This window comes from Streptomyces sp. GbtcB6, from assembly GCF_019091475.1.
GTDB lineage: Bacteria > Actinomycetota > Actinomycetes > Streptomycetales > Streptomycetaceae > Streptomyces > Streptomyces hyaluromycini.
Genome location: NZ_JAGXJL010000016.1, coordinates 192,909 through 201,129 on the forward strand (window position 1 = coordinate 192,909; position 8,221 = coordinate 201,129).

Genomic DNA, 8,221 nt, shown 5'->3' on the forward strand with positions numbered 1-8,221 from the left:
ATCGAGCAGTTGTTCTCGCGTGAACTACCGCTCGAACTACCGCCCCCGGACGCGTAGTCTCGGACGGGCCAACGCAGCGCGGTGACCGCCGTCGGGGCGGTGCGAAGGGGGAGCGATGGACTTGGCCGGCGCGCGGCACCGGTGGGCCCGGATCGCCGCGAGGCTGCGGCGCTCCCGGCCGGACACGGGGACACGGCGCCCCCGGCCGACCGCGGAGATGCGCCGGCTCGCCGCCGGCCTCACCGCCGCCGTCCGCGCCAGACCCCGGACGCCCGCCGGCGTACGGGAGTTGTGCGGGGCGCTGTGCGCGGAGATGAGCCTCAGACGCGAGGGCCGGCCCGTCGAGCTGCGTTTCGAACGGTTTCCCGACGAGATCGAGGTCACCGGACTGTGGGTGGAGTTCCAGGACTTCGACCTGGTGATCGTCGAGGAGCGGGCCGAGGCCGTACAGCAACTGGTCATCCTGGGCCATGAGCTGTGGCACATGCACGCACGTCACACGCATCATCACGCGGCCGCGGCGAACGCCTTCGCCGGGCGGCCGGGCTGGGACTCCGTCGCCCTGACCGTGGCCGCCCGCAACGGCTCCCGGGAGGCCGACGAGGCCGCGGCCGACGACTTCGGCCACCGCCTCGCGGCCGCGCTCCGGCCCCTCCTGCCCGGCCGGGGCGGCGAGACTCCGCCCGATCCGGTCCAGCGGTCCCTCGGCTACCGCGGGCGTGGTGGAGCGGCACGGTGACGCCGACCTCGTCCGCGCTGGAACCCGCGCGGTTCCTCAGCGACTTCTACATCTCCTTCTGGATCCCCACCGCGGTGCTGACCACCGCCCTGGTGATCAAGCTGCCCACCATCATCCGGCTCTGGCGCGACCCGCTGCTGCGTGCGGTCGGCGGCCTGCTGCTGCTCGCCTGCGGGGTGTTCGTGTTCTGCACCCCGTCGACGATCGCCGCCGTGAACCGGTGGACCGGCGTCCCCAACATCTCGGCGCCCTGGTGCTATTCGCTGATCACCGCGTTCTGCGGCTCCTGTCTGCTGCTGATCATCGCCTGGCGCAACGGCCTCTCCGACCGCTCGGCCGCCACCCGGCGGGCGATGCGCTGGGTGGTCGCCGTCTACTCCGGGGTGATCGCCGCCCTGTGGCTGCTCTTCGCGCTCGCCGACGCGCCCGTGGAGCGGCTGCAGGACCTGGACACGTACTACGCCAACACCCCGTTCATGCGCGAGGAGATCCTGCTCTACCTCGTCGCCCACTCGATCGCCTGCTTGATCACCTCATGGCTGATCTGGAACTGGGTACGCACCGAGGGCCTCGACGCCTGGCTGCGCTGGGGACTGAAACTGCTCGGCGTCGGCTACGTCCTGAACCTGATGTTCGACGCGGTCAAGCTGGTCGCGGTCGGCGCCCGCTGGTGCGGCCGCGACCTGGACTGGCTCAGCACCGACCTGGCCCCGCCCGTCGCCGCCCTGTCCGCGATCAACATCGCCGTCGGCTTCATCCTCCCGCACGCCGGCCAGTACCTGCACGACCGCTGGCGGGTCCGGCTCGCCCACCGCGAGCTGCGGCCGCTGTACCAGCTGACCCGGACCGTGCATGGCGACGGCGTCCCCTTCGTCCTCCGCGCCACGCCCGAGCTGCGGCTGACCAGGCGCGAGACCTTCATCCGGGACGTACTTCTGCCCCTCACCCGGCACATCGACGAGGACCTCGACCGGCGCTCCTACGACGCCGCGGTCGACCTCGGCCACCCGCCCGACCGGGCCCGGGCGCTGGCCTCCGCGGTCAGCATCCTGGACGCCGTCGACACCCGGGGCCACACCCCCGAGCCCGCCGACACGGCCGGCGGCCCGGACGCCACCCACCTCCTCAAGGAGATCGGGGCGGTGTCCCGAGTCCTGCGCCACCCCGACGAGATCGAGGCGGTCCGCATGCGTGCGGCCGTCAAAGCCATCCCCGCAGAGAGCGCCGTCCATGAGTAATCGCACCGCTGTCGTCCTCGGCGGCTCCCTCGCCGGCCTGCTGGCCGCCCACGCCCTCGTGCCGTTCGCGGACCGGGTCGTGGTCGTCGAACGGGACGCGCTGTCCGCCGGCCCCGAGCCGCGCAAGGGGCTCCCGCAAGCCCGGCACGTCCACCACCTGTGGTCCGGCGGGGCACGCGCGCTGGAGGAGCTGCTGCCCGGCACTGTCGAGCGGCTGCGGGCGGCGGGCGTGCGGCGGCTGCCGGTGACCACGGACATGGTGGCGCTGTCCCCGCAGGGCTGGTTCCGGCGCTGGGACGAGTCTGCGTTCGTGCTGCCGTGCAGCCGGGACCTGCTGGACTCGGTGGTACGCGAGCAGGTGCTGGCCGACGACCGGATCGAACTGCTGCCACGCACCGAGGCGGTGGCGCTGACCGGCACGCACCTCGCGGTGACGGGGGTACGGCTACGAGCGCTCGACGGCGGCGAGGAGCGGGAGCTGGCCGCCGGGCTGGTCGTCGACGCGACCGGCCGCGGCTCCCGCACGCCGGCCTGGCTGACCGAACTCGGACTGCCCGCACCCGCGTTCCGCGAGGTCGACTCCGGTATCGCCTACGCCAGCCGGCTGTTCCGGGCCCCCGAGGAGGCCACCCGGACCAGTTTCCCCATCGTCCACCTCCAGGGCAGCCCGCAGGGCAGCCGTCCGGGCCGCGGCGGCGTTCTTATGCCGATCGAGAACGGCCGGTGGCTGGTCACCCTGTACGGCCGCGGGGACGGCTCACCGGGCGCGGACGCCGACGACTTCCTGAGGTACGCCCGGGAGGAACTGGCCCACCCCGTCATCGCGGAACTCCTCACGAACGCCGAGCCGTTGACCGGCGTCACGGTGACGCGCACGACGGCCAACCGGCGCCACTTCTACGAGCGCATGCAGGCCTGGCCGGAGAACCTCGTCGTACTCGGCGACGCGGTGTGCGCGCTGAATCCGGTGTACGGGCACGGGATGTCGGTGGCGGCACAAGGGGCGCTGGCGGTACGGAATGTGATGCAGCGTCATGGCTGGGCTTCGCCCGGACTCGCCTCCTCACTCCAGAAGGCGGTGAGTCGGCCGGTGCGGGCGGCGTGGGATCTGTCGACGGGGCTGGACGTGTTCTACCCGGGCGCGACGGAGGGCGGGCCGACGCTGCGGGAGCGGTTGGCGCAGGCGTACGTGGGGCGGCTGATGTACACGGCGACCGGCAACGGGCGGATCGCGCGGCGGGTGACGGATGTGACGGCGCTGGAGCGGGGGGCGGAGGTGCTGATAGCGCCGAGTGTGGTGCTGGCGACGGTGATGGGGCCGCTGAAACCGGCTTTGACCGGACCGCCGTTGACTGCGGAGGAGCTGAAGGCGGCGGGGGTTCTGTAGCACCGGCAGGCTGTCGCGAAGCGCCCCGTAAGGGGCGCGGGGAACTGCGCGACCAGCCCCCACGCACCCGCAGACGAAGAACGCCCTCCAAGCAACCGCTAGCCCTGGAACGCCGGTTGGGCCACGCCCTTCCCCGCGCCCGCAATCACCAGCAGCGAACCCGCCGTCGGATGCGGCCGGTCCAGCCCCACCCGGGCCGTGGTGACGTACAGGTCGGTCAGGTCGGCGCCCCCGAACGCGCAGGCCGTCGTCAGCGATGCCGGCAGGCTGATCACACGGTCCAGCTCGCCGTCAGGCGTGTAACGGCGTACCGCTCCCCCGCCCCACAGCGCCACCCACACACAGCCGTCCGCGTCGACCGTCAGGCCGTCGGGGAAGCCGGCGCTCTCCTCGATCGTCACCAACGGGCGGCGGTCGACCGGGAGTCCGTCGGCGTAGTCGAAGACGTCCACCCGGCGGGTCGGCGTGTCGACGTAGTAGACGCGGCGGCCGTCCGGGCTCCAGCCCGTGCCGTTGCTGACCGTGACGTCCGGCAGCAACGTCGTCACCGTGCCGTCGGGCGACACCCGGGAGAGCGTGCCGCCCCCGGTCGCCTCGTCGTAGCGCATCGTGCCGGCCCACAGGGAGCCGTCGGGGGCGACGGCCGCGTCATTGGCACGGCGGCCGGGGACCGGCTCTCGGTGCAGCCAGCGGAACGTGTCGTCGGGGTCGAGGAGGCCGACGCCGTCCCGGAGGTTGAGGACCAGGCCGCCGCCCGCGCGCGGCTTGACCGCGCCGACGTGCTGCTCGGTGGTGCGGGTCGTACGGCGTCCGGTGGCCGGGTCGTACGTGTTGATGCGGGAACCGAGGACGTCGATCCATATGAGGCGGCCGGTCGCCGGGTCCCACGTCGGGCCCTCGCCGAGCGTCGCCTCCGCCGCGACCGCGACCTCGTACGCCGTCGTCGTCATGCCACGCTCCGGTGGCCGAGGCGCTCGGAGAGTTCGGCGGCACCCTTGGCCGCGAGCTGCTCCAGCTCGTCCCGGCGCTCGTCGCTCCAGCGGATCATCGGGACGGAGATGGACAGGGCCGCGACGACCTGGCCGGTGCGGTCGCGGACCGGCGCGGCGACACAGGACACGTCGGGGTTGGACTCGCGGCTCTCCACGGCGATGCCGCGCGCGCGGATCCCGTCGAGGGCCTCGCGCAGGGCGCCCGGCTCGGTGATGCTGTTCGGGGTCATCGCGACGAGGTCGGCGTCGTCCGGGATGCGCGCGGTCAGCTCCGGCTCCGGCAGCGAGGCCAGCAGCATCTTGCCGACCGAGGTGCAGTGGGCGGGCAGCCGGCGGCCGGCGGCGGAGACCATGCGGACCGCGTGCGTGGAGTCGACCTTGGCGATGTAGATGACGTCGGTGCCTTCGAGGATCGCCACGTGGACGGTCTCGTCGCAGGTCTCGGCGACGGACCGGGCGACCTGCTGGCCCTCGGCGGCGAGGTCGAGCTGCTCGGCGTACCGGCTGCCGAGCTGGTACGGACGGACACCGAGCCGGTAACGTCCGGGCTGTCCGGGTACGGGCACGATGTACGACCGGGCGGAGAGCGTGGTCACCAGCTCGTGCACGGTGGTCCGTGGCAACTGGAGTCTGCGCACTATGTCGGGGGCGGAAAGAGTCCCGTCCCCGTCGAGGAAGAGCTCAAGAATGTCGAGAGCCCGGGTCACGGCAGGCACGAGGCGTCCCACGTCCGGCCCCCTCCCTTGGGTCTAGGCGCCAGATATCGGTGCGGCGCGCGTCGGAGCTGCGGAGCCGTTCGAGATATCAACAGGCGATCGGCATGACGAACACAGGCTAACCATCGGGGATTCCGCGGGCAATGGCCGGGAACCAGCCGTACGCAAGCACGTGCACCACATGTGCACCATGGGTGCCATGCAACTGGACTTCCAGCTGGTGCTGCTGCGCCGCATGGCCGACCACAACCCGGACCTGGTCGAGGACGCCCGGCGCACGCTGGGCGCGTCGATCGCGGACATGCGGGAGGCCAACAAGCGTTGGCAGGCGATGGCCCGGTCACCCCGCTCCCGGTCCGCCGCGGCCCGCTACCGCTCGGTCCTCGGCCCGCCCGAGTCGGAGACGAAGCGGACCGTGGGCGACCTGGAGTGCACGGCCTGGCAGTGGCCGCTCCCCCTCTGGCCCACCCTCCGCTTCGAGGTCATGGCCGGCCCCGGCGGCGCGGTCTGGAACGAGTGGCTGGTCCGCGCCCCCGGCGCCCCGGCACCGAGGCTGGAGACCTTCGACGACCTGGCCCCCTGGTCCTGCACGGTCGACGAGGCCGCCCGCGCCTTCGCCCCCGCCCGCCCCCTGGAGGGCACGGCCCCGACCCGCTGGGGGCTCACCTTCAAGGTGCCCGACGGCCGTCAGGTGGTCGCCGAGTTCACCTGGGGCCTGCTCCAGCGCACCGCGGTCATCGACGAGCCGCGCTGAGGATCGCCGCCGCCACCCCGGCCACCGATCCGGGGTGCAGGAACAGGAACAGGTTCGGCTCGACCAGCTCCAGCTCCATCACCTGCGGCTGCCCGTCCGCCCCGTCGACCAGGTCCACCCGGGCGTACAGCAGCTCGGGCGACTCCGGTACGGCGGCCAACGCGCGCTCCGCCACCGCGAGTTCGGCCGGGGTCGGGGTCCACCTCGCCAGCTCCGGGTGGGCGACCTTGGCCGCGTCGTACGCCGTGCCCGGCGTGAGCACGGCCCGCTTGCGGCTGGCGTGCAGCAGCCGCCCGCCGAAGAACTGCAGCGCCCGCTCCCCGCTGACGTCGATGCCGGAGACGTACGGCTGGACCATCGCGGTCAGCCCCTCCTCGTGCATCCGGGCCAGGTGCCGTACGGCCGTCCCGTGCTCGGCGGGCGTGTAGCGGGCGGCGAACCGGGCGCCGGCGCCGAAGGTGGGCTTGACGACGAAGTCGCGGTCGGCGGGCAGCTCGGCAGCCTGGTCGCCGGGGGCCAGGTCGCCGGGGGCCAGATACCGGGTCGGCACGACCGGCACACCGGCCGCCGCGAGATCACCGAGATACCGCTTGTCGGTGTTCCACCGCACGACCTCCGCCGGATTCGCGATCCGGGTCGCCTTCCCCACCCGCTCCACCCACGGCAGGAACTCGTCGGTGCGCCAGCTGTAGTCCCAGGTGGAGCGGATGACGACCAGGTCGTGGTCGCCCCACTCCGCCTCGGGGTCGTCCCACGGACGGGCGACGGCCTCGGCCCCGGCGTCGGCCAGCGCCCTCAGCAGTACCGGCAGGTCCTGGTCCTTGCTCGGTTCCGCGCCGGGGTCGTAGGTGGCGAGGGCTATGCGGGGCACGGCTGGGGCTCCCTTGGCTGTCGACGGCTGTGTTCTTTCGGCAGGCTAACGGGATCGCCATTGACCTTCACCTTCGGTGAAGCCCCAGCATCGGTGGCGGACGTCGAGAAACGCGAGGTACGGGCATGGAGACGGCATGGAGTGGCTGACCATCGGGGCCTTCGCGAGGGCCTGCCGGCTGTCGCCGAAGGCGTTGCGGCTGTACGACGAGCTGGACCTGCTGAAGCCCGCCCGGGTCGACCCCGAGACCGGCTACCGGTACTACGCCGAGGCGCAGCTGGAACGCGCCCGGCTGGTGGCCTGGCTGCGGCGGCTGGGCATGCCGCTGGCGCGGATCCGCGAGGTGTGCGCGCTGCCCGCCGGCCCGGCCGCCCGGGAGGTGCGGGCGTACTGGGCCCGGGTCGAGGCGGAGACCGCCGTACGGCGGGACCTGGCCGCGTTTCTCGTCGACCACCTGTCCGGAGAATCGAGAAGGGACACGACGAAGATGCTGGAATTGCGTTACGCCGCCCATTCGGACCGGGGGCATGTCCGGCCGTCCAACCAGGACACCGCGTACGCGGGGCGCCGGCTGCTGGCCGTCGCCGACGGGTGCGGGCCGGCCGGGGAGTCGGCCAGTGCCGCCGCCGTGGCGGCGCTGAAGCCCCTGGAGGACGTGGAGCTTTCGGCGGGGAACGTGCTGAATCTCCTGGAGGACGCGGTGCGTTCGGCGGGCGAGGCCGTGCGGCAGGTGGCGGAGGGAAGTGCGGAGGTCGGTACGACGCTCACCGCGCTGCTGTGGACCGGGTCCCGGCTGGCCCTCGTGCACATCGGGGACTCGCGGGCGTATCTGCTGCGGGACGGGGAGCTGTTCCGCATCACGCACGACCACAGCGTGGTGCAGTCCCTCATCGACGAGGGCCGGCTGACGCCGGAAGAGGCCGAGAGCCATCCGCAGCGGATGCTGCTGGCGAAAGCCCTGCCGGGCGGCGCCTCCGACACCCCGGACCTGAAACTGCACGAGGCCCGGGCCGGCGACCGGTACCTGCTGTGCTCGGACGGCCTGACCAGGGCGGTCTCCGACGAACGGATCCGGGAGCTGCTGAGCGGGGGCGAGCCGGCTGACGCGGTACGGGTACTGGTCGAGGCGGCCAACGCGGCGGGCGGGGACGACAACGTGAGCGCGGTCGCAGCCGACGTCGTACCGCCCACCCACCCACCCGTCTCGGTCGGATAGGAGGCTGAGGAAAAACCGGATCCGATCAGGGCAGAGGGCATGACGGGGAGGCGCCGGTCTCGATCGGCCGCAAGGCCCCCGTCTCCGTCGGCCGCAAGGCCCGGGACGGGCCGGGACAGAGCCATTGGCGGCCGGGACAAAGCCAGGGGCGAGCCGGGAAAGCCGGGGGCGAGCCGGGAAAGCCGGGGGCGAGCCGGGAAGGCCGGGGGCAGGCCGGGAAAGCCGGGGGCGAGCCGGGAAAGCCGGGGGCAGGCCGGGAAAGCCGGGGGCGAGCCGGGAAAGCCGGGGGCGAGCCGGGAAAGCCGGGG

Annotated in this window: 8 protein-coding genes; 5 read left to right on the plus strand and 3 right to left on the minus strand. The window is 73.0% G+C overall.

The genetic code is table 11. The features are described 5' to 3' along the window. Positions 1-115: 115 nt before the first annotated feature. The 3 genes from KVT45_RS26960 to KVT45_RS26970 are packed head-to-tail and all read left to right on the plus strand — an operon-like array spanning position 116 to position 3,364. Positions 116-739 carry a toxin-antitoxin system, toxin component family protein gene (locus tag KVT45_RS26960; protein ID WP_217551670.1) on the plus strand — a complete coding sequence of 208 codons (624 nt, stop codon included), beginning with the start codon at positions 116-118 and terminating at the stop codon, positions 737-739. Beyond that, positions 736-1,977 (plus strand): MAB_1171c family putative transporter, encoded by a 1,242-nt coding sequence (locus KVT45_RS26965; protein ID WP_308310872.1) that lies wholly within the window; start codon positions 736-738, stop codon positions 1,975-1,977. The genes KVT45_RS26960 and KVT45_RS26965 overlap by 4 nt, the downstream gene beginning before the upstream one ends. Further along, positions 1,970-3,364, plus strand: a complete 1,395-nt coding sequence (locus tag KVT45_RS26970) for an NAD(P)/FAD-dependent oxidoreductase (RefSeq protein WP_217551671.1) — start codon at positions 1,970-1,972, stop codon at positions 3,362-3,364. Before KVT45_RS26965 ends, KVT45_RS26970 begins: the two co-directional genes overlap by 8 nt. Before the next feature lie 98 nt (positions 3,365-3,462). Here the strand turns inward: KVT45_RS26970 and KVT45_RS26975 are convergent, their stop codons facing one another. Together KVT45_RS26975 and KVT45_RS26980 are read right to left on the minus strand one after the other, a co-directional pair. Continuing rightward, positions 3,463-4,314 carry an SMP-30/gluconolactonase/LRE family protein gene (locus KVT45_RS26975; protein ID WP_217551672.1) on the minus strand — a complete coding sequence of 284 codons (852 nt, stop codon included), beginning with the start codon at positions 4,312-4,314 and terminating at the stop codon, positions 3,463-3,465. Next, entirely contained in the window at positions 4,311-5,084 is a 774-nt protein-coding gene (locus KVT45_RS26980; RefSeq protein WP_217551673.1) for an IclR family transcriptional regulator, read from the minus strand. The genes KVT45_RS26975 and KVT45_RS26980 overlap by 4 nt, the downstream gene beginning before the upstream one ends. Before the next feature lie 187 nt (positions 5,085-5,271). Between KVT45_RS26980 and KVT45_RS26985 the strand changes: the two genes are divergently transcribed. Beyond that, positions 5,272-5,826, plus strand: coding sequence for a hypothetical protein (locus KVT45_RS26985; RefSeq protein ID WP_254647389.1), 555 nt, complete (start codon positions 5,272-5,274; stop codon positions 5,824-5,826). Here KVT45_RS26985 and KVT45_RS26990 read toward each other — a convergent pair. Beyond that, positions 5,807-6,697, minus strand: coding sequence for a RimK family alpha-L-glutamate ligase (locus KVT45_RS26990; protein WP_217551675.1), 891 nt, complete (start codon positions 6,695-6,697; stop codon positions 5,807-5,809). The two genes, KVT45_RS26985 and KVT45_RS26990, sit on opposite strands and share 20 nt — an antisense overlap. Positions 6,698-6,833: 136 nt before the next feature. On the opposite strand from KVT45_RS26990, the gene KVT45_RS26995 reads away from it, so the two are divergent. Next, on the plus strand, positions 6,834-7,913 hold the full coding sequence (locus KVT45_RS26995; protein ID WP_217551676.1) for a MerR family transcriptional regulator: 1,080 nt from the start codon (positions 6,834-6,836) through the stop codon (positions 7,911-7,913). The last annotated feature ends 308 nt before the right edge of the window (positions 7,914-8,221 follow it).